Raw genomic sequence first — 21,341 nt, 5'->3', positions numbered from 1 at the left:
CTGAGTTAGAGTATCGGGTTAACTAGCTTAATTTCATAAGCGATCGCTCCACCAAAATTAATTTAACCGTTTGTTGCATCAATACGATAACGTTTTGACTTTTGACTTTCAACTTTTGACTTTCTTCACGGTGATTTTGGTTCTGTAGGGGGCGCAGGTGTTTCTGATTCTGCCTTTTTCCCAGCTCCGAATGTATACCAAATTTGAGCTTCAAAACTGCCACCAAATTCAGTTAAGTTTTTAAAACCACCTACAGACAAAGTTAAATTGTCATTTGCACCCCAACGCATCTGTCCGCCGATTTTGGAAAAATCTTCGTTATCTGATTCTCGCAAGCGATAAATCCCGTAAAATTGGGTTGCGAGGGCGAACCGACGCAATATATCGACGCTGAGTTCTCCAGTGAGACGCAACTCATCGCTAGACGAGCCAAAATAATCGCGATAGCCGACTTCTACAGTTCCATAACCAAAACGCTGTTTGCCAACTTGAAAGCCTCGGCTGACGGGTAAACTCACTTCTAAGCCAACATCTTGATTCCCCGCCCCGGAAGGATCGTCGTCAGCATCGTAACCTAAAGGCACGATGATATTAGCTTGTAAGGCTGTTGCCCAGTAGGGATCGCGGTTGAAGCGCCAGCGAATACCAGTTTCTTGAGGTGCAAAGCCTGAATTTTCATCTCCGCCTCTGTCGTCATTTTTCGACCAAGCAAAGGGTGATTTGAAAATAAAGGTCAAATTGTCTTGTAAACCATGTTCTAGATAAAACTGAATTTCTTGTTTGTGAAAAGTGTCGGTATCGAAATTGCTATAGCTGAGGGAAGTGAAGTTGAAGTTTTTTGGTTGAGTAAATCCCCCTGCTAAACTTGGCAATGATTCTGCGATCGCGCATACTCCGCTGAGTAACACTGTAGCGATCGCTCCTTTGAGGTGCTTTACCCTAAAGCCCATTCTCCCTCCTGTATGACTCCTTTAAAAGTCTTTGCGGCATCTAGGGCATTATAGGGATTATTCTTGTACAAACCGTAGTGCATTAAAGAAAACTTATCTAGTCCCATGTCAGAAACTGTTTTTACCCAACTCGGTTGTGCCATGATCGCAAAGTCTCGCGTCACCGTATCGGCACGACCCCCATTGGGATGAAATTCTTTAATTGAAGGCTCGTAGTGCGACACCATCAAGGATTTGCGGTATTTGGAAAAAATTTCGCAACACTGGCGAATTTGTTCGGGGTTGCCTGGGTCTGGACGCTGAATTTCTGGGTTAAATTCCCCTGCTGGTCTGGGTCGCATCGATTGAAAAGCAACACCATCCATTTGCTGCATCATCTGGGCAAAAGGGGGAATCATGCTTCTACCGCTACCCTTGTTAGGAAAATCAAACGTCACAATCCATCCACCCCAACTGGGAGCTACCCACGCACTAGGCAACTGACGCTTAATAATTGCCCTCGCCTGCAAAAGATTTTGCATCAGTTTTTGGTAGTATTTTTCGGTTTGGGCGTTATACGTATCTGCGGGTACGCGCCAGTAGGAAAATTCAGTTGCTAGCGTCCAGTAGGTTTGTCTGCCTTTAGGATTGGCTTTACGAATGTATCCAGCTAATTCTTCCAAGTCTTCTAAGTATTGCTGGGAGATGTGATAGTCTCCCGTAGGTAGTTTAGTATCATCTTCCCAGGTAATGACTTGCAAGCTGTAACCAGCAGAAAACCAAGCTGATAGCAACCCTTGACGATGCCAAATTCGCCAGAAACTCAAATCGCCTTGTTTCCCATTAACACAGTTGAGCCACCCAGTGAGAAAATCGGGCGACCAAGCTTGAACTAATTCTCGCACGGCGGGGTTTGCTTTAATCTCTCCTATGAGTTGAGCCGGATCTGCTCCAACACCAAGATGCCAACGGGTAGCGTTGCCTGCTTGCAATACTGGCTCTTTGCCAGCAAAACGGCGATCGCAAAATGTTAGCAGCATCGAAGTGGCAAACAAACCTTGCAAATATTGACGACGAGAATAGCGGTTCATGGTGGGCTAAGGCGTTGCAGAAGCTTATAGTGTGGGTTGCCAAATACCTCCTGAAAATCTTGCAGTGTGCTTTCAGTTAGTTGAGGCCAATAAGATAAAATCCGGTCTTGCTCGCTACCGCGAGTCTGCACCCCTGGAATCAAAATATAATCTGTCAGCAAATCTGGTTGTTGTAAAGCCAAGAAAAACTCGTTTTGATAGGGCAATATAAAGTAGCTAGCATCATTGAGCATGTAAATCACTGGAAAGTTAACTGCATCGTCAAGCAATACTTTTTGACCTGGTAAAAGTTTTTTGTACAACACCTCAGCAATTTGTCTTTGTGCCTGTTTTTGTTGCAGCCATTGTTGTACTGGAATTGTAGTCAAATGTTCTTGACGAGAGATCTGTCGCCAGAAAATAGCTTCTTCTGGTATGACCCGATCTTGTTGTAAGAAAGACGCACCGATCGCCAAATTGGCGACTAAAGCTGCTGTCAGCAAGGAACGCTGCCAGAGTTGAGTTGGAGTTTGGATTTGGACGATCGCTGGTAGAATTCCTAAGAAAACTCCAAAGCGGCTGACCTCTGCCATAAAGGCTCCCTGAAAAAATCCAGCTACTAAAAGCATGACTGGCAATAGCAAAATTGCTGTAAATAACAGCTTTTGTTTCGATTTCCAGATCGTCCAACCCGCGATCGCTAAATATACAGGCACGACTTGTACTAGCCAAGCGAAGCTCTGCCACCAACTATTCAAAAAATCCTCTTGTTGCAAGAAGATTTTAGTTTCTGCTAATCTCATCCCGCTGTAATGGCTGTTGAGAAAATAGTAGGCATCTCCAGTAAACATCCAGTTCATATACAACCACGTCGCAATCAGGACGAGGCTCATGAATAGGGTGACTAAGATTGCCGTTACTTTAAAATCCCAAGCTTCGGTAGGAAATAACAGCAGAACGATTAAGGCGACTGCGGGTAAAATTAGCCACGCTTCGTAACGCAGTAGCATTAGGGGCGCTAATCCCAGTCCTAATAGAACTAAGAGTAAGGTAGTCGGTAGCGATGGTATTTCTTGCCCTTTCGCCAACATCCATAGCACTGCCATCAGCAGCATCAAGAAAATCGTCACGGCAACCCAAACTGGACTTCGCAGTAGCATTAAGCTAAAAGCGGGGTTCAAGACAATTAAGACAGTCCAAACGCTACGCCAAATCGCAGGAACGGCAATATTGCCCATCTGCCAGACAATTAACCCGACTGCGATCGCCCCTAGCAAGGCTTGCAAGGTAATCGCCGAGCCAACAATCAACGTGGAATAGACCAGTAACGGCGGAAAAATGGACACGATCGCCCGATATCGGGGTTCAGCTCCATTGAGGGCTTGCAGTGCTTTTGCTCCCAGAAACTCTGTGTCGTAGTTAGAAAAGCCACTCATATCTAGCCAAGCCAAAATCAGACCCAGCCCGATCAGAGCAATTGCCCCTGCACTTAGCCCTTTCAAAAGATTAGGCATGTCGGAATTGACCAAAGATAGTTCATTTATTTACGTTAATCGGTCGCGGCTATCTCGCGTCCAATTCATTTGACCGTGCTAATGAAACTATTGGTTCTTGTTGCAACTCGTGCAGCAAGCGCAGAGCAAGGAGATACAATCGGAGCGGGCTTCTACTTACCTTGAATTCCCAGAGATCGGATTGGAAATTCTGATGGCAAGACTCAGACCTTCCCTTCTCATGATTCCTCTGTTCGTGCAGGAGGCAGCAGGATCGATCCATCTGCTATTGACTTGCCACCTACTTTTTTCTCGATATACTCGATCTAACTGTTGCCATTTGCTCCAGCCTGCATGTATTAAGTAGTTATGTTTTTTCATATGCTGCACGTTCATGCATATACTCTACGTATATATGGACTCAGGCAAAGCTCCTAACTAGAAATGTGACATAATTTATTGCCCATATCTTTGAGTCACTGTTTTTATTTATACCATACCTTGAGTAGTTATTTATACTCTATCGAGCGAATATTTGTAGCTCGATCTAGGCTAAAGGTGAAGCGGTCGCTCGGTCTTAAAACTGGAAAACTGGAAACAAAATCGGAACTATAATTGTCAGTGATGTTTTTACAATCAACCAATTAAAAGTTACATAGCAATCTACCTTGTTATCTCAATCTATGTTGCCTGTTAGATTTTGACAACCAGGAGTCAGGAGTCAGAAGAATTAATTGAAGACTTTGTTAGACAAACCCACAGATAGACAAACCCAGATTTATGCAGACCCATAGCCTACGCTCAGACTATTATGCGTACCCTATCGTACAGAGCCAAGGAAGGCGATCGCTCGGTCGAGGCAAACGCAGTGAGATTGTTATATTTGGGTAGTTGCTTTGACTGCCTATTTATTATTTAATAGCTGAATTGCTTGTTAATCTGTTGCAGACCCATATTATAAGCCACTTGTCCAACTTATTAGAATTATTTTTATATAACTTTATGTCGATTGAGACAAGCCATTATGAGTAGTGTTTCTTAGCTGGTAAAACATACAAAAAATCAACAGGCGATCGTGCCAACCGATCGAAAATTAGCGAAGATTAAAAATTTTGTGAGAGATTGTGCGACCGATAGGAGAAAAGTCTTGAATAGGAAAAATAGCCGCACTGCGATCGAATTAGGGCTAAGCGCGATCGCGCCTTTGTGCTTGTGTTTGGGAGTTACTCCTACCGTGCTAGCTCAATCAGCAGAAGTCATTTCCCTAAAAACGCTCGGTTATAATCGTTCCATCGTCCTGAGCGGAGTCAATCCAGCAGTTGAAATCAGCGTTCCCGCGCCTAGAGGTGGACTTGACCCTAGTAAGAGTTTCATGGAGCTAAAGCTGGAACCCTCATCGGTACTCAACGAGAATTCTTCCGTGCGGTTGCTCGTCTATGGCGAGCCGATGAAAGTTATTTCTGTCAAATCGCTGCTAGCAAATCCGGTTGTCAAGCTACCTATACCACCTCTGCCTGCCGGAGAATCGTATATTAATGTATCGATCCAGCCCTATTTATTCATCACTAACGATACCCGCCGAGATATACCTACAGGTAATCTATTTTTAAAAGTCAATAAAGATAGTTTTTTCCAAATTACGCCACAGTATACCGATAATAGTATTGATGGCTTCTTCAAGTCTTTCTACAAGCAAATCGATCTCGTCGTTCCCAACCAGCTGAATCGCGATCGCGCCGAAGTTGCCTTGTGGCTGTACAGCGTTTTAGCCTACCAGTTTCGCGAATATCAAATTCCGATCCTCTGGCGTTGGGGTACAGCTCCCGCTACGCCTGGTTCAGCGCAAGTTGTGCTACACAACGACCCGAACGGTCCTGATGTGGAGCGACGGGGAACTGTATTGCGGGTGCGGGCAAATCCCAGAGCCGTACAGTCTCTAGCCGCAGATTTCTATCAGCCAGCTTTAGTAGGGCGGGGTTTAACGCTAGAGAGCGTCGATACCTTTAGACCGAGAGCCAATATCCAAAGCCGTTCGTTTCAAGAACTTGGCGTTCGCAACAGCGTCATCCGCATGTCTGCGGGAACGCAATCAATGCCCTTGCAATTCGATTTAGCTCAACTGGGGGGAAGACCGCAAAATTTAGATCTCGCCTTGAATGCCACTTTTACCCCTACCTACGGACAGCAGGGAGAGCGCCTCACCGCGCAAGTTTACCTTAACAATACCTTAATCCAGTCTTACAATCTTCAAGATAAGACCGTTCTAAAAACAACCCTGGCTTTGCCGACTAACCTACTACAGCGGACGAATAATCTAGAGGTGATGTTTGCCTACGCTCCCAACGAAGGCGGTGGAGCAAACAAACCCACGGGTGAAGTGATCGTTCAACTCGATCGGGAGTCGTTTTTGAGTTGGAGCGGCTACCAAGGTCCGACAGGGACTTTAAGCGATTTACCCCATGTGTTTTTGCAACCGGGACAGTTAGTTATCGATACTTCTAGACCCTCATTACTAGCCGCAACAGCTTATCTATTAGGAGCGATTAGTCGCTTGGGGCAGCAACCCGTGTTTCCTCAACTGGTAGATGCGGCATCTGTTCGAGATTGGTCGAATTTACCCAAAGATCAACTCGACAGACCCCCAACGTGGAGACTCATGGCGATCGCGCCTCAAACTCACGCTCTCCCAGCACCAGTACGGCTGAATGAAGGCACGTTTGAAATTTTCAACCCCGTCAATCAAAAGCTGTTACTGCAAGCTCAACCTACAGATCCGTTTGGAATTCTCCAATATTTTAACTATCAAAATACACCTACCCTGTGGTTGAGTTGGTGGGGGCTAGAGCCAGCGATGGCAGAACAGTTAGGACAAGCTTTGGGCGACCCGCGCACTTTGTTAGCCAGCCAGTTAGATGGTAACGTCGTCACCGCCACCGACTCGCGACGAGTCCAAATTTGGGATTTGGGCGATCGCACTCTGCAAGTTAACTACCCAGGGGCGAGAAGCTGGCAAATCTTCTGGCAGCGTTACGTCAACCCTTTAATTGTAGTCGGTTTGATCTTGGGGGGATTCGTTGCTTGGCGAATTTATCAGCGCGTCGGGCGATCGCCTGGTGCTACAGCTACAGCCGCTAATCCAGTTGAAAAAGCTAAAAAACTATGAGGGATTTTCAACCCCAAATTGAGGCTAAACTTCTAGAGTCGGGTTGTCTGACCTCGGAACAATTACAAAAGGCGATCGATTTACAAGCAAAAATTTCTTGTTCTTTAGGTAAAGCCTTATGGAGCTTGAATTTTCTGACACAGGCAGAGTTTTTGCACCTGATCGGCACTATTAGCGGACACATCTTACTCACAGATTGGTTAGTCGTCTCTGGCAGCGTCCTCGACTTTAGCATTGCCAAAACTTTTGAGCCAGCGTACTTGCGGGAGTTAGGTTTTTTTCCCTGCGCTTGGCAAGACAGCAATACCCTAGTGGTAGCCGTAGAAGAACCGAATAATATTGCGATTAGGCAAGCGATCCGCAGCCATTGGTCGCAGGTCAAAATTTACGAAGTTCTCGCTACCGAAAACCAAATTTTCAGCTTGGTATTTGAGGAAAACCTGGCTGCGGAACTACTCGACAAGGGTAGATTGACGGTAGCACAATGGCAGGAAGCCCAAGCGATTCAACAGCGTACCGGATCGCCATTGGGAGAAATTCTGCCGCGCTTGAATTATTTGCGACCGATTGACTATGTAGAAGTCCTTTCTCTGCTAACAGGTTTGAGCATTTTTTCTCGCTTAGCCGGGGCGGGAATTAGGCAAATCGACTTAAAACTCATGCACCGCTTTGACCCGCAAGTGATGATGGGCGATCGCTTCATCCCCTTGGCTTGGGTTAAACCGCACGCCCTCATGGTTTTGGTGCATGACCCCTTCGATTTAGTTGTAGAAGCTGCGATCTACGCTCAATTTCCTGGGGTGGAACTGGTTAAAGTGTTGGGGACAGAGAATGACATTACGCGAATGCTCGATACCTGTTATCGTCAAGAATTCAGCCGCCGTGCCATTTACCAACTCATGGCGCGATCGCCAAAAGACTCTGCGGCAAGGGTTTTTACCCCCGCTCAAATTGCTGTTGGCTATATTTTATTTGCCATAGTTTTATGGGGTTTGGCATTTGACTGGTGGCATACGCTAGCATTTTTAATCGCCGCCTTGAATATTTTCTTTGGCGGTGCGGTGATGTTCAAATTGATTTTGAGTTTAATTGGAGCCGCCGATCGCACTCACCAAATTACTAAAGTAGAAGTGAATTCGATCGACGAGCAAACTTTGCCCACATACACTGTTTTAGTCCCAGTTTATAACGAACCAGAGGTGACACCAATTTTAATTGATGCCCTCAGTAAACTCGACTATCCGCACGAAAAGCTCGATGTTCTACTCTTGTTAGAAGAAAAGGATTTAGCCACAATTAACGCCGCCCAAGCTGCTAATCCGCCACGCTATATTCGTTTTATTTACATTCCCGATAGCCATCCAAAAACCAAGCCGAAAGCTTGTAACTACGGTCTTTCCTTCGCCAGAGGAGAATATTTAACTATTTACGATGCTGAAGATATTCCCGATCCCGACCAACTCAAAAAAGCAATTTATGCCTTTAGAAATGGCTCGCCGGATTTAGTTTGCGTCCAAGCTGCGCTCAATTACTATAACCGCGATGAAAATTTTTTGACGCGGATGTTTACCTTAGAATATTCCTATTGGTTTGACTATCTATTACCAGGATTAGAAACTTTAGGGCTACCGATCCCCCTGGGAGGAACGAGCAATCATTTTCGTACCGATCGCCTGCGAGAATTAGGTGGTTGGGACCCTTTTAACGTCACCGAAGATGCAGATCTCGGAATTCGTGCCAGCAAGCGGGGATATACGGTAGGGGTGATTAACTCCACGACTTATGAGGAAGCCAACTGCGAATTTAAAAACTGGGTTCGGCAGCGATCGCGCTGGATTAAAGGCTACATGCAAACATGGTTAGTCCACAATCGCGCCCCCCTTAAATCGCTACGGAAACTAGGCTTAAAAAGCTGGCTTGCCTACCAATTTTTAATTGGAGGCACGGTGCTGATTTTTCTAATTAGTCCGATCTTGTGGGTATTGTTGATTTACTGGCTTGCCACCCGTGCTTATTGGTTAGAAAATTTAATTCCTGGGTGGGTTTTATATATTTCTTTATTTAATCTTAGTATTAGCAATGCTTTAGGTATATATTTGAATATGATTGCAGTATTTAGGCGACGCTACTATAAACTTTTATTGTATGCGTTGCTCAATCCTTTATATTGGCAGTTCCATTCCATAGCCGCTTATCTGGCTTTATGGCAATTGTTCGCCAAACCTTATTATTGGGAAAAAACTATTCATGGACTTAGTAAATTTACCAAAACATATTTACAATTCTCCGAGTAATCGGCTCGCCCAATCTTTGCCAAAATTAGAGGAAGGCGATCGCGCTAGCTGACTATGATAAAACATAAAAAGGTTAATAAAATTGGTTTAAATAAGGTTTGGAAATCGGGAGTTGGAAGTCGGGAGTCGGGAGTCGAAAATAATTTTTCCGCCTCAGCCTCCTCAACTCTCTTCTCCGCATTGTCTCCTTATCGTCCCCTCTTGACGGGGATAATTGGATCTTTGCTAACAATACTTTCAGGTTGTGCTTTCCAGTCGCCTGAAGTCGTTATCAACAATACAAAAACAGTAGAAGACATCACTCAAACTGCTACGTCAACCACTGCTGCGATCCCCAGAACGGTAAAGACAACTCCAGTAGATAGGCAAGTACTCCAACAGCTAGAAGGGCGACTTTACCAACAGTTGCAAGTGCTGATGGCAAAAGCACAAGGAGCAAGACCTGATGGCTATGTCTATACAGTAGACTTGAGCCAAATCCTCTACTATGCAGCTGGAAAAAAAGACTCTAGACTGTATCTTCCCTTGCGGGATTTTGCAACTCGTAACTTGATAATCGATAAAAAATCAGACCCTTACACGAAAGGATTTGTGCTTTGGCGTTATCGCGATGGTGCGCCTGCTGATGCATCGGGAACGACAGAAGCTTTACGCCTGGCAGAAAGTTTGTGGCTGGGTAGCCAAACATTAGGAGATGAAACAGATCGCCAACTGGCAATGTCGATTTTGCAAGGATATACCCGTCACGCTCAAATAGACCACGATAAATGGTTAATCCGCAACTATTTTAACTTGCAAACCCGCGCCTTTGCCAATAACTCCTTTCTCGTCGGCTACGACCCAGATTTATTGAAAATTGTCGCTCAAGTGACGGGCGATCGCGAGTTAAAGTCAGTGGCGCAAAAATCTTACGCCACAATTCGCGAAGCAGCAACCCCTTCAGGATTGTTGTATGACATCATTCAACCTGAAGTGTTGACCCTAGTACCAGAACTCAAACAACTAGCGATTTTCTCTCCCAATGATGTCGTGAAGCTAGCGAATACTTGTACTGTAGCAGAGAGAGCCGTGGAGGAAGCGCCAGAAGTCGGACAGCGAGTCATCCGCTTTGCCTTAGCACGAATGCCCAACCTCAATACATATTATTACGGGCGCAACGGAGAACCAGTCATTCCACAAAAAGCGGAAATTCCTACATATGCTTGCTTGGTTAGGTTATCGGCAAAATTGAAGGAAGAAAAAGCCATGTATGCCTTCCTCAATCCCTTTGTTAATCATGTAGAGTTTATGGCACAAAACATCAACCAGTTTAGCCTTTACACCGTAGGTGAAGCGCTATTGGCTCTCCAATCAGTCTCTCAGTTCAATCCACCTGGAAGTCGCGATCGACTCCAAAGTTCGAGCGTTTCTATGAGAGGTAGGGTATAGGGGAAGACAAGGAGGACAAGGGAGACAAGGGGGACAAGGGAGAATTCAAAATTCAAAATTCAAAATTCAAAATTTACACCCCACACCCCTTCTTCACGCACCACTACCAATTACCTATTACCCATTACCAACTACCAATTCCCCACACCCTACACCCTGTTCGCTGATAACTGGTAACTGGTAACTGATAACTGTAAACTGGTGTAAACGATTTGTAGTGTCATTAGGAAAGATCGATCGCCCGTGCGGAAAATAGTTATTGCTGGCAACTGGAAAATGTTCAAGACCCAGGCAGAATCCCAAGAGTTTTTACTGGGATTTTTACCTTACCTGGTGGAAACTCCTCCAGAAAGAGAAGTGGTGTTGTGCGTTCCTTTTACGGACTTAAGCATCATGTCGAAGAATATGCACGGTACGAGAGTACAGCTAGGAGCGCAAAACGTCCATTGGGAAGCGTCAGGGGCTTATACGGGTGAAATCTCTGCTCCCATGCTGCTAGAAGTTGGCGTGCGTTATGTTGTTATTGGACATAGCGAACGACGGCAATTTTTTGGCGAAACTGATGAAACGGTAAATTTACGGCTGAAAGCAGCTCAAAGTTTCGGTCTGACCCCAATTTTATGTGTAGGTGAATCGAAGCAACAACGGGATGCGGGAGAAACTGAATCCCTGATTTCTATGCAATTGCAAAAAGATTTAGTGGATATCGACCAGCACAACTTGATCGTTGCCTACGAACCAATTTGGGCAATTGGTACGGGAGATACTTGTGAAGCCAAGGAAGCCAATCGCGTTATCGGTTTAATTCGCAGTCAGTTGAGTAATCCTGATGTACCGATTCAATACGGTGGTTCTGTGAAACCCAACAACATCGACGAAATTATGGCACAGCCAGAAATTGATGGTGCTTTGGTTGGGGGTGCGAGTTTGGAGCCAGATGGTTTTGCGCGGATCGTCAATTACAAGTAGTGTTGTGCTGTAGGGGCGGTTTCACCAAAAATCTCTGTTTTTAGGCGAAGATTTCAATAAACCCGCCCTTATCCATCGTTCGTGCAAAAAATTATTGGATTAATGTCGCGCAAAGACGAGCCAGCACCGTGCGGAGGTTCCCCCCGTTGAGGTGACTGGCGTAGCAAAGGCGCAAAGATAGGAAGGGTTTCCGTGGTTTGTAGGGGGGATCCTTCTCAAAAATTTTTAAGTGAAAATGGTTGTCCAAAGTTCTTTGGTTATTCGCGATCGCTCTTTTGAGTGGGGCAAGCGTACTTATATTATGGGGGTGCTGAATGTCACGCCTGATAGTTTTAGCGATGGTGGTGAGTTCGATCGCCCTAGCGCGGCTTTGGAGCAAGCGCAGCGTCTCGTAGCAGCGGGTGCAGATATTATTGATATTGGCGGGCAGTCAACTCGTCCAGGGGCGATAGAAGTTTCTGTAGCAGAAGAATTAGAGCGGGTACTATCGGTGGTGCAATTGTTGCGTCCTGCAATTTCCGTGCCGATCTCTGTAGATACGACTAGAGCGGCTGTAGCTAGGGCGGCGATCGCCTCGGGAGCGGATATAGTTAACGATATTTCTGGGGGAGTGTTTGACCCAGAAATGCTGGCTACGGTGGCAAAATTGGGCGTACCAATTGTCCTCATGCATATGCGCGGTACGCCGCAAACAATGCAACAACTGACGGATTACGAGGATTTAATTGGGGAAATCTATCAGTTTCTTGAAAGTCGCGTTGCAAATGCGATCGCTTCTGGGATCGATCCTGCTCGAATTATTATCGATCCTGGGATTGGTTTTGCCAAGAAATACCATCAAAGTATCGAAATTCTGCGTCGTTTGTCAGAATTTCGCGCTCTGAATTGTCCCATATTAGTTGGAGCATCGCGGAAAAGTTTTATCGGTCATATTTTAGAGCAACCCGACCCGAAAGCACGAGTCTGGGGAACGGCAGCAGCTTGTTGCGGGGCGATCGCTAACGGTACAGATATTGTGCGCGTCCACGATGTCAAAGAAATGCATGATGTTTGTCGTGTGGCTGATGCTTTATTTAGGAGTGAGGTGTGAGGAGCGAGGAGCGAGGGAGAAAAGAGGGCTGAGGGAGCATTTACCGTTTATCGCTCTCGACTTCCGGCTTTTGACTTTTGACTTTACGATTTCTCTTTCATTCCCTGCCACAAAGCTTGATACTGCTGAATTGCTTCTGGATCTAGGGGGCGCAAAAATTCGCTCTTGTCCAGAATATTATCATTGGGTACTAGGAGAGGGCGTAGTTCTGCTTGAATGTTGTCGGGATCGATCTGGAGGGGAATCGGTGAATTTGTCCTACCGAAGAGGAGAATTTGTCGAGCAATCTGGGGTTGCCAGCAAAAATCAATCAATTGGTATTCTAAAGCGCGATCGCTGTTTGCCTGTATCGGATTTGCCCAGAGATCTGCCCACAGTGAAGTTCCAGACTGCGGAATTATCGCCGCAATCTGACGGTGGCGTTGCATCACAGGTATGATGTCGTTTGACCAGCCTACAGCTAACCACGTATCTCCCAAAATTAATGGCTGCAAATAAGTATCCGAACTGTAAAGTTTGACCTGCGGCTGGAGGCGATTCAACTGGGCGGTTAAATCTGGGACTTGGCTCGGGTTTTCCGTGTTATACGATTTGCCAAGGTATTTGAGTGTTAAGCCGATAACTTCCCGGGGATGGTTCGGTAGGGAAATGCGATCGCGCAGTTCTTCTCGCCATAAGTCTCCCCAGTCTTGCGGTTTCCAGTTTAAAGACTGGAATTTATCTCGATTGTAAGCAATGACGGTATAACCCCAACGGTAGGGAGCAGCCCAAACATTGCCTTTTGCGTCAAATTGTCCTGCTTGATTACGCCTAACTAATTCTTGCCATCGATTCGGTAACTGCGACCATTGAGATAGTTGTGTCGGATCTAAAGGTTGAATTAGATTTTGCCTAATTGCTGCTGCAAGCCAGTAGTCGCCCACAGTTACTAAGTTGGCAGGGTTGGGATTTTGAGGTTTAAGCCATGAAGGGAGGGGAAGTTGCGATCGCCAATCTTCCTCTATTGGCTTTTGATTGTTTTGCTGCCAAGATTGCAGGCGATCGAATAAGCTACTCAGTTGTTCCACTGAGGCGAATTCTAGACTAGCAGTCTGCTGCATCTTTGTCCGAAATTTCTGCAAAACTTGATTGGGAAGCGAACCTTTGAGTAATTGCACGCGCAGTTTGGCTCGTTCTTGGGTGTTACACCCTGCGAGTAACTGACTGAGTAATAGCGTTCCCGTACCGAATAAAAACGACCTACGATCCATTTCCTTAAGCTGGTTGCTTCCGTTCCACCCCGAAACCAACCAAATCGATAATACTAGGTGGTTCTTCTATATTGGCAGGGCGTTGGTAGGTAATGATGGTACGCAAGCGTAAATCGGGGGTGACAATACGCATCTGATCCACTGCTACAGAACGCTTGTAGTAGGTTGTCATTTCTAGAGTTTGGCGCGTGGATTGGTAAGTGAAACGTCCGGCGATCGCCCCTGCTTCGGAATAGCCTTCATCTCGTAAATAAAAACCCCGAATCGTTTCTGCTGTGGAATCAACTGCGGCGGCTGTTGGTGGAGGAATTTCCTGAATTACCGTATCTGAAGTAACGTAGGTATCGGGTACGAATAAAGCTTGCAGGCTCATTGATAGAGTTTCCCCAGTTTCCGAACGAGTGTTAAAGGCGATCGCAAATCCTGGTAATGAACTATTTGCGTCAACTCTTGCTAGATCGACTTTGATTCCATTTAAGGCAGAAATAGAGAGAATTTGCTGTCTTTGCGCTAATTCTAGGGTAGATACATCATATTCGGTATACGACTTTTCTACCTGCCCTGCTAGTAGATAATGATAAGTTCGTTCAATTTTCCATTTGCCCACGCAAACAGTAAAAAACTCTTGAAAATTTAGCATTTTTTTCTCGGTATGATGCGTGACCTTCTCAATCTCTTCCCTTGGATAGAAGATTTATGCTTGTGACTAAACTATTGCTTCTAAGTTAATACATTGAGTACAGTGAGTGCTGGCTCTAGATGAATTGTGAATTTTTTCTTGGTCGATTATTTGGTCGATTATATAAATCGCTACGCCAACAAAAGCCTGAAATATTGTAGTTTATAAGTAATGTTACTGAGTGGAGCGGTTAAGATCGCGCGATCGCCAATCTAGTTCAAGCGGGCAGGAAGTAGAGGTAGAAGGAAAAAATACCCATCGCTAGCTGTACAGTTACTTTTACCATGCTGCACTAATCTTTCTACCCAGAGAAAACCTCGAACTTTTAGCTTTCTGGAATATTGACAATTTGAGGCTGAAATTGAGAAAAATGTAGCATGACAGCGATCGCCCTCCTTAAATCCTCTTTTATGCTTAAACTAAATACACATTAGCGAGAATAACACTACAAATTAGTATTTATTTTTGTGTAAATATTCTGAGAAAGTTATCGCTTTAAAAGCAATTTTGTCAAAAGTTAAATGATTGATAAGTAGAGTAAACTTTGCCCAATTGTTGCATAGCATATAAGAATCAGTAAAGGCAGGCATAGAGGGTATTCAATGGAACCACTTCAAAAACAAGTCCTGATCTTGAGTAATAAAGTCGATACCCTTTATCAGGTAGTCGATCGACTCAACAGTCAAGTCTCTTCCGCTCTTACAGAGTGTCGTTTAACTCCAGCATCAGCGCCAACAGATGTGATGGGAGAAGCTAATGGACGCTATGGAAATAACAGCTATAGCGCTTCCAAATTAGCTATGGAACACAAAGACGTGCTATTAGATAGCAACGAGTTAGATACCCATCTCCACAGTGGCGAAAAGGAGTTAGCCCCCGAAATTCAAATTCAGCGGCTCACCGCACAATTAACCGCAGCCTACAATCGGATAGCTGCCTTAGAAGAACAATTGCTAGCACGGAGAATTCACTAATTAAGTGAGCAGTGACTTACGACTTAGTAATTCATTCTTGCCATCAATGCTTCGATCGCTTGTAGGAGTTGAGTCTGACTCCAGCCAGCTGTGAGAGAGGAGGCGATCGCGCAACCACCTGCGCCCATACCTTCTTTTACGTAACCTTGCTCGTAAGCGCGAAGTTGAGTATATCTGGAAGTTACAAAACTCAGCTCAGTTGACAAAAGCGTTACAGTATCTATACTGGCAGCGAGTTCAACTGTTTTCCCTGTCGGATCTTCCGCTACCCAGCGAGTAGTTCCTACAACAACAGCTTCAGAATGCCACTTGAGATGATATGCCTTGACTACAGATTGCATTAAGGCATAAACAGCTAGCATTTGCGTACCACCAGCTAAGATAACTCCTTTTGTGCGACTAGCAGCGATCGCCATTCCAGCGACAACAATTTGCATCGGGTCTCCCACCGCTGCTACGAGTACGCCAGGATCTGCTACAGGTATCCGTTCCCACAGTCCAGCACGCTGCAACCCTGCTTGGACTAACTCCCATTTTTGGTTATGGTTGCAAATCGGATGACTGCTGTTTACCTTACCAGCAGCATCAACACCCAAACCAGTTAAGATAGCGAGTGCCGTTGTGGTTCCACCCACGACACACTCGCCAATAATTAGGTAGTCGTGGGAACTTCTACCAAGACGTTCTCCCCAAACTAAACCTTGTTCCAGTAAATGTTTTACCGTTGCTAGTGGCAACGCCTCCCCTTGACTCAAACACTTGGCAGGAGTCCCGCCCAAATCGATTGTCGGTACGGTTGGCGGTTTGGGTAACCCAGCATTAAATAAATAGAGAGGAATATTCAATTTCTCCACAACAGCACGCGAGATCGCCACAGGAGAAGCCCCCGCAGGCAAGGGAGGTAAGGCGTTCTGCGGCTGAGGCTGGGGACCGCGTGCTAAAAATTCAGCATCCGCGATCGCCGTATATTGTCGATCTTCAGGAGTCAGACCAGCTGCCGAGATCCCGGTAATTAAGCCTGTTGCCGTAAATCCCAAAACACAAGCAAACGCGGGAGAACCACCCCGATACCGTTCTATCCACGCTTGCCCCTGTTTTAGTTGGGTGTAAATTCGGATCATTTAACTCCTTACTCATAGTCCATTAAAACCTGTACCCAACGGGGCGGACGGGGAATTGGGTTACCAAGGCGATCGAGGAGTAACCAAGCAACGAGGTGAACGACAAATAAATAAACTAAATTGCTGACTAAAACCAGTGCTAGCGCTAAGACTTGAATCACCAGCATACTCGGTTGTAGCAACAGTCCTAGCTTGTCAAAAATCCACTCTGCCAACTCCGTGACTTCTACAATTAGATAAACCCAGAGATCGCGACCAGACCAAATCGACATTAACCAAAAGCGAAAGAAGAAACCGATCGCGCCTAAAAGAGTTCCTAAAGCAACTGAGACGATCCAGGGCGATCGCCGCCGCCAAGCAGCGCCTAATAATACTCCCATCACCCCATAGGGCATAACATACAGCAAACTGGGAATTGGACCCATCAACACTGCTAGCAGCAACCCAGAAACTCCAGCCGCCATCCATCCCGCCCTCGCACTCCATCGTAAATAGACGATTGCTACAGGGATCGCAAAGAAAATCCGCAGCAGGGGACCGAGGGGAAAATAAAAATTAATGAAATAGATCAAGCTGGCTGTACTCGCAAGAAAAGCTGTTTCCACCATTGCCAGTGGTGGGGCAGATTTCCCAGGCGATCGCTCCGATTGCTGTGAAGTCGTAAGATCGCTAGATGGGTTTTCCTGAAATGAATGGGGATCGCTCATGTACGTGTCTGAAACTTCTTCCAGTCTAATCGGTCGAATTGTAATGGGTTCAGCCTTAAGTGGGTAAAACTCTTAAAGCCTCAATAGGGTTACGGCGATTTTGCCAGAAAAACAGACATCGACATCCGTACCTGGAGCGCGATCGCGTTGGGCATATTCCCCGGCATAATAAAAGCGATCGCCTTCAATCCGATAATTGACTGGGAGCGGTTGAGTTGAAGGTTCGCAAAACACCACTTCTGGATCGGGATCTCCTGGTAGTAAGTGCGGCAAATTTACGTTCCAAAACGTGCCTGGTTCTGGCGGACGATCGAGTAGATCGGCTAAGACTTTCGCCGTCCACCTTACCGCAGTATCCCAATCTACATTGCGTTTGCCTTTGCGGTAGTGGGAAACTGCCACCCCAGGAATTCCTTGAAATGCTGCTTCTCTGACGGCTGCAACAGTTCCTGAAATGTAGACATCAGCCCCCATGTTACCTCCAGCATTGATCCCGGAAAGCACGAATTTGACATCTTGACAGATATATGTTGTAGCTATGCGGGTACAATCGGCTGGAGTTCCGGCGATCGCATACTCGTTTTCGCTGCGACGATGAACGTGGATTGCTTGAGTTGTGGTGACTTGATGTCCGCAGCCAGATAAATGATCTCTGGGTGCAGCGACGATGACTTTGTACCCAGCCACGGCTTTTTGCAATGCCCGAATTCCTGGCGCGTCAATTCCATCGTCGTTAGTTAAAATTAAAGTCATAGCCTAAAGTTATAATTTATACTTATTTTTGCGAATAATAGCCAGCGATCGCCTAGTATAGCTGCATCATAGCTATGTTAGATGAAAGCGATCGCCACGATTTTGAGCAGTAACTAAACTAAAATGCAGGAATGAATGCGATCGCCCCTTGGAGTGCAAAGATTGAAGAAAGGAAAACTTCTGCCAGATGGCTATGCCAGAACAGTACGGATCGATCGCCCAATACTACCACGAACGCACGAAATACGACCCTGAGACGATCGCTGCTAAAGGTCAGGGGTTAGATTGGTCGAAGCAACCGTCGCCATTTAAAGAGTATAAGATCGGTACGGTTTTCGATCTCAAACCATACTTACAAGCAGATGCAGAGGCTTCAGCAGTCATTCCAGGAATTGCTTGGTGGCAGCGATTGTCTCATCTTTTACTATATAGTTACGGGATCACCGCCAAAGTTCCAACGATGATGGGGCAGCCGCTCTATCTCCGCTCTGCTCCCTCTGCTGGGGGGTTATATCCAGCCGAAGTTTATCTAATTTCTCGCGGTACGCCACTCATTCCAGCCGGACTTTACAGCTATAACCCGCTGGCTCATTCTCTCACTCAGTTTTGGGAAAGTGATGTTTGGAGCGACCTGCAAGCAGCCTGTTTTCAACATCCAGCTCTAGAAAGTAGCGAAATTGCACTGATCGCCACAGCTATATTCTACCGCTCGGCTTGGCGCTACCAAGACCGCGCCTATCGTCGCATATTTTTAGATACAGGACACCTGCTAGGTAATATTGAACTGGCTGGTGCTTTGACTAACTTCCGTCCCTACTTAGTTGGTGGATTTATTGATGCATCTGTCAGCCAAATATTATATCTCGACCCAGAACAAGAAGGAGCGATCGCAGTCGTTCCATTAATAGATTTGGCAGTACAACAATTACCTCTCAAATTACCTCTCAGTTGCACAGCCTTACCATCTGCTACCCAAGTTGAGTATCCCGAAGTTCCCGACGGCGAATTACTGGCTTACTGCCATCGAGCAACGCAAATAGACGAAGCACCAGTAGTCAAAAGCCAGGAGCAACAGGAAGTTGCTCATTTAGAAGATAAATATAACTTTCCTTTTTGTTTGAAAGTTTCAACTAGAACTAACCCGATAGATTGGGGAATAAATTTAGTCGGGTTGGAGACGACAATACTCGAACGTCGCTCCACTCGTGCTTATACTGGTGCTGAACTCACAATAGATGAGTTAAGGGTCTTGTTAGATTTCACCTATCAACCTCAGCATTACGTCGATCGAGGATTTGATGGCGATCCAGACTATTTCGACTTAAGCTTAATTGAAACATTTATTGCCGTATCTGGAGTCACGGGCTTAGAAGAAGGTTGCTACTACTACGCACCAAAAGCCCAAGAATTGCGGCAAATTCGATTTAAAAACTTTCGACGCGAATTGCACTTCCTCTGCTTAGGACAAGAACTCGGTCGGGATGCAGCCGCCGTCCTCTTTCACACCGCAGATCTGAAAAAAGCTGTAGCACGCTATGGCGATCGCGTTTATCGCTACCTACACATGGATGCAGGACATTTAGGACAAAAACTGAATTTAGCCGCTATTCGTCTCAACTTAGGTGTAAGTGGTATCGGTGGCTTTTTTGACGATCGCGTTAACGAAGTTCTTGGGATTCCGAGTGACGAAGCCGTACTTTACATTACGACGCTGGGAAGACCGAGATGAAAAAGATAAAAGTTAAAAGTTAAAAGTCAAAAATGAAGAATTCTTACATTCATTTTCCAATACAAAACTGGCTGAAAATTCGATCTAACACTGACTCCGTGACTTCTTCCCCAGTAATTTCTCCTAGTGCTTGAATTGCGCCGCGTAAGTCAATCGTCCAAAAATCGAGAGGTAACTGCTGTTCGATCGCCTCTCGTACTTGTTCTAAGCAAGTTTGCGCTCTGATTAGCGCGGCGGCTTGGCGCTGGTTAATTGCTAAATCTAGATTGGCAGAATCTACCTTTCCCGATCGCACCTTTGCCAAAATTGCTTGCTCTAAAGCATCTATCCCGCGATCGCAAGCAGCAGCCGTTGTCACTACCTGACTAATTTCGGCTGGATAATTCACTGTTTCAACCGCCGCCAGATCGATTTTGTTAGTAACTAAAATTAACGGACGGTGTTTTACCTGAAGGTAAATTTCCTCATCCGCCTGAGTCCATCCCGCCGCCGCATCAATTGTCAATAAAACTAAATCGGCGGCTTGAGCGCTAGAAAGCGATCGCGCGACTCCCATTTTCTCGACTCGATCTTCTGTGGCGCGAATTCCTGCTGTATCTAATACCTGAATCGGAATTCCTCCCACGACGAGTTGAGACTCGACCACATCGCGAGTCGTACCGGGTAAATCGGTGACAATAGCGCGATCGCTACGACTCCAAGCATTCAACAAACTCGATTTTCCCACATTCGGACGACCGACAATCGCCACTTTTAATCCCGTGCGTAATAATTCGCCTTGATGGGCTGTAGCCAGAATTTTGCTGACTTCTACCTCAATTTGGGCTAGTTCTGCTCGAACTAGTGTTTCATCTAATGGTGGTAAATCCTCCTCAAAGTCAATTCTTGCCTCAATTTCTGCTAAGACATCTAAACATTTCGTTCGTAATTGACGAATTGGGTGAGCTAATTTTCCCTGTATACCTGCTAAAGCTGTCTGCGCTGCTTGCGGCGATCGCGCCCCGACCAAATCGGCTATACTTTCGGCTTGGGTTAAGTCTAAGCGTCCGTTTAAAAATGCTCTAAGTGTAAATTCCCCTGGCTGCGCTAGTTTGGCTCCTTCTGCCAAACACAACTGCAATACCTGCTGTACTGCCATAATTCCACCATGACAGTGAAACTCGACGACATCCTCTCGGGTATAGGAACGTGGAGCCTGCATGATTAGCAATAACGCCTCATCCACGAGTTGCTGTGTTTGGGGATGGCGAATGTAGCCATAGAGAATGCGGTGGCTTTCCCAGGCTTGTTTTCCAGGGGCGTAAAATAGATGATGAGCGATCGCGATCGCTTCATTTCCCGAGACCCTGACAATGCCTACACTACCTTGTTGCGGTACTACCGCAGTGGCAATGGCAGCAATAGTAGACGACGCGATCGAATCAGACATTTATCGCCGTAACACGCAACAGACAACACATACAGGGGCGCACAACTATGCGCCCCTACAAATTTATTGTAATCAAATCAGAACCAATACATTTTTGTCTCAACAACCAGCTCGGTGCTATTGGCTGGCTTAACACCCTCCTGACTTCTGTACGGGCGGGTTTAATTGCCAAATTATGTATTCTAGTGGGACTTTGTAAAGAAAGAGCGTGAAATCAGGGTAGAATACAAACCAAGACTCAGATTTACGTCAGTCTCGACAGG

The 21,341-nt window shown here is 45.8% G+C and carries 16 protein-coding genes; 7 read left to right on the top strand and 9 right to left on the bottom strand.

Features of this window, described 5'->3' with window-relative positions:
- Positions 1–125: 125 nt before the first annotated feature.
- From DSM107010_RS27185 to DSM107010_RS27175, 3 genes are read right to left on the bottom strand one after another with little or no spacing between them, the layout of a single operon-like run.
- Complete coding sequence (locus DSM107010_RS27185; protein WP_015154966.1) at positions 126–950, bottom strand: hypothetical protein; 825 nt, start codon at positions 948–950, stop codon at positions 126–128.
- A complete protein-coding gene (locus tag DSM107010_RS27180) occupies positions 935–2,020 on the bottom strand; it encodes a hypothetical protein (RefSeq protein WP_106168789.1) in 1,086 nt (361 codons plus the stop codon). Before DSM107010_RS27180 ends, DSM107010_RS27185 begins: the two co-directional genes overlap by 16 nt.
- Positions 2,017–3,513, bottom strand: a complete 1,497-nt coding sequence (locus DSM107010_RS27175; protein WP_106168790.1) for a hypothetical protein — start codon at positions 3,511–3,513, stop codon at positions 2,017–2,019. Before DSM107010_RS27175 ends, DSM107010_RS27180 begins: the two co-directional genes overlap by 4 nt.
- A gap of 1,126 nt (positions 3,514–4,639) precedes the next feature.
- On the opposite strand from DSM107010_RS27175, the gene DSM107010_RS27170 reads away from it, so the two are divergent.
- The 5 genes from DSM107010_RS27170 to folP all read left to right on the top strand — a co-directional run bounded on the left by DSM107010_RS27170 (position 4,640) and on the right by folP (position 12,436).
- On the top strand, positions 4,640–6,655 hold the full coding sequence (locus tag DSM107010_RS27170) for a cellulose biosynthesis cyclic di-GMP-binding regulatory protein BcsB (RefSeq protein ID WP_127024347.1): 2,016 nt from the start codon (positions 4,640–4,642) through the stop codon (positions 6,653–6,655).
- Positions 6,652–8,949, top strand: a complete 2,298-nt coding sequence (locus DSM107010_RS27165; protein WP_015154970.1) for a glycosyltransferase family 2 protein — start codon at positions 6,652–6,654, stop codon at positions 8,947–8,949. Before DSM107010_RS27170 ends, DSM107010_RS27165 begins: the two co-directional genes overlap by 4 nt.
- Before the next feature lie 54 nt (positions 8,950–9,003).
- Complete coding sequence (locus DSM107010_RS27160; RefSeq protein WP_127024344.1) at positions 9,004–10,377, top strand: hypothetical protein; 1,374 nt, start codon at positions 9,004–9,006, stop codon at positions 10,375–10,377.
- A 243-nt stretch (positions 10,378–10,620) separates the two neighbouring features.
- Entirely contained in the window at positions 10,621–11,346 is a 726-nt protein-coding gene (gene tpiA / locus DSM107010_RS27155; protein ID WP_071925438.1) for a triose-phosphate isomerase, read from the top strand.
- A 235-nt stretch (positions 11,347–11,581) separates the two neighbouring features.
- A complete protein-coding gene (gene folP / locus DSM107010_RS27150) occupies positions 11,582–12,436 on the top strand; it encodes a dihydropteroate synthase (RefSeq protein ID WP_106167915.1) in 855 nt (284 codons plus the stop codon).
- 83 nt (positions 12,437–12,519) lie between these two features.
- Here the strand turns inward: folP and DSM107010_RS27145 are convergent, their stop codons facing one another.
- On the bottom strand, positions 12,520–13,686 hold the full coding sequence (locus DSM107010_RS27145) for an extracellular solute-binding protein (RefSeq protein ID WP_106167916.1): 1,167 nt from the start codon (positions 13,684–13,686) through the stop codon (positions 12,520–12,522).
- A 4-nt stretch (positions 13,687–13,690) separates the two neighbouring features.
- The gene (locus tag DSM107010_RS27140; RefSeq protein ID WP_106167917.1) at positions 13,691–14,326 is read right to left on the bottom strand and encodes a phycobiliprotein lyase; all 636 of its coding nucleotides are present in this window, start codon (positions 14,324–14,326) and stop codon (positions 13,691–13,693) included.
- 641 nt (positions 14,327–14,967) lie between these two features.
- On the opposite strand from DSM107010_RS27140, the gene DSM107010_RS27135 reads away from it, so the two are divergent.
- Positions 14,968–15,339, top strand: coding sequence for a hypothetical protein (locus DSM107010_RS27135; RefSeq protein ID WP_106167918.1), 372 nt, complete (start codon positions 14,968–14,970; stop codon positions 15,337–15,339).
- 23 nt (positions 15,340–15,362) lie between these two features.
- Here the strand turns inward: DSM107010_RS27135 and cobT are convergent, their stop codons facing one another.
- From cobT to surE, 3 genes are all read right to left on the bottom strand, one after another.
- On the bottom strand, positions 15,363–16,460 hold the full coding sequence (gene cobT / locus DSM107010_RS27130) for a nicotinate mononucleotide-dependent phosphoribosyltransferase CobT (RefSeq protein WP_106167919.1): 1,098 nt from the start codon (positions 16,458–16,460) through the stop codon (positions 15,363–15,365).
- An 8-nt stretch (positions 16,461–16,468) separates the two neighbouring features.
- Positions 16,469–17,167 (bottom strand): DUF2232 domain-containing protein, encoded by a 699-nt coding sequence (locus DSM107010_RS27125; RefSeq protein ID WP_015154978.1) that lies wholly within the window; start codon positions 17,165–17,167, stop codon positions 16,469–16,471.
- Between the two features lie 72 nt (positions 17,168–17,239).
- Entirely contained in the window at positions 17,240–17,920 is a 681-nt protein-coding gene (gene surE / locus DSM107010_RS27120) for a 5'/3'-nucleotidase SurE (RefSeq protein WP_106167920.1), read from the bottom strand.
- Between the two features lie 193 nt (positions 17,921–18,113).
- Between surE and DSM107010_RS27115 the strand changes: the two genes are divergently transcribed.
- Entirely contained in the window at positions 18,114–19,649 is a 1,536-nt protein-coding gene (locus tag DSM107010_RS27115) for a SagB/ThcOx family dehydrogenase (RefSeq protein WP_127024353.1), read from the top strand.
- Between the two features lie 49 nt (positions 19,650–19,698).
- On the opposite strand, the gene mnmE is transcribed toward DSM107010_RS27115, so the two are convergent.
- Positions 19,699–21,078: a tRNA uridine-5-carboxymethylaminomethyl(34) synthesis GTPase MnmE gene (gene mnmE / locus DSM107010_RS27110; protein ID WP_127024341.1), complete on the bottom strand. Its 1,380-nt coding sequence runs from the start codon at positions 21,076–21,078 to the stop codon at positions 19,699–19,701.
- Between the last annotated feature and the right edge of the window lie 263 nt (positions 21,079–21,341).

The organism is Chroococcidiopsis cubana SAG 39.79 (assembly GCF_003991895.1).
GTDB classification, from domain to species: Bacteria; Cyanobacteriota; Cyanobacteriia; order Cyanobacteriales; family Chroococcidiopsidaceae; genus Chroococcidiopsis; species Chroococcidiopsis thermalis.
Note: the sequence above shows the minus strand (reverse complement) of the source record. Positions and strands in the feature narration are given on the sequence as shown.

What these genes read in the sequence shown, in the direction of transcription:
- surE (WP_106167920.1), bottom strand. Translation starts at nt 17,920, where the DNA reads ATGACTTTAATTTTAACTAACGACGATGGAATTGACGCGCCAGGAATT.
- DSM107010_RS27145 (WP_106167916.1), bottom strand. Translation starts at nt 13,686, where the DNA reads ATGGATCGTAGGTCGTTTTTATTCGGTACGGGAACGCTATTACTCAGT.
- folP (WP_106167915.1), top strand. Translation starts at nt 11,582, where the DNA reads ATGGTTGTCCAAAGTTCTTTGGTTATTCGCGATCGCTCTTTTGAGTGG.
- mnmE (WP_127024341.1), bottom strand. Translation starts at nt 21,078, where the DNA reads ATGTCTGATTCGATCGCGTCGTCTACTATTGCTGCCATTGCCACTGCG.
- DSM107010_RS27180 (WP_106168789.1), bottom strand. Translation starts at nt 2,020, where the DNA reads ATGAACCGCTATTCTCGTCGTCAATATTTGCAAGGTTTGTTTGCCACT.
- cobT (WP_106167919.1), bottom strand. Translation starts at nt 16,460, where the DNA reads ATGATCCGAATTTACACCCAACTAAAACAGGGGCAAGCGTGGATAGAA.
- DSM107010_RS27185 (WP_015154966.1), bottom strand. Translation starts at nt 950, where the DNA reads ATGGGCTTTAGGGTAAAGCACCTCAAAGGAGCGATCGCTACAGTGTTA.
- DSM107010_RS27125 (WP_015154978.1), bottom strand. Translation starts at nt 17,167, where the DNA reads ATGAGCGATCCCCATTCATTTCAGGAAAACCCATCTAGCGATCTTACG.
- DSM107010_RS27135 (WP_106167918.1), top strand. Translation starts at nt 14,968, where the DNA reads ATGGAACCACTTCAAAAACAAGTCCTGATCTTGAGTAATAAAGTCGAT.
- DSM107010_RS27175 (WP_106168790.1), bottom strand. Translation starts at nt 3,513, where the DNA reads ATGCCTAATCTTTTGAAAGGGCTAAGTGCAGGGGCAATTGCTCTGATC.
- DSM107010_RS27115 (WP_127024353.1), top strand. Translation starts at nt 18,114, where the DNA reads ATGCCAGAACAGTACGGATCGATCGCCCAATACTACCACGAACGCACG.
- DSM107010_RS27165 (WP_015154970.1), top strand. Translation starts at nt 6,652, where the DNA reads ATGAGGGATTTTCAACCCCAAATTGAGGCTAAACTTCTAGAGTCGGGT.
- DSM107010_RS27160 (WP_127024344.1), top strand. Translation starts at nt 9,004, where the DNA reads ATGATAAAACATAAAAAGGTTAATAAAATTGGTTTAAATAAGGTTTGG.
- DSM107010_RS27140 (WP_106167917.1), bottom strand. Translation starts at nt 14,326, where the DNA reads ATGCTAAATTTTCAAGAGTTTTTTACTGTTTGCGTGGGCAAATGGAAA.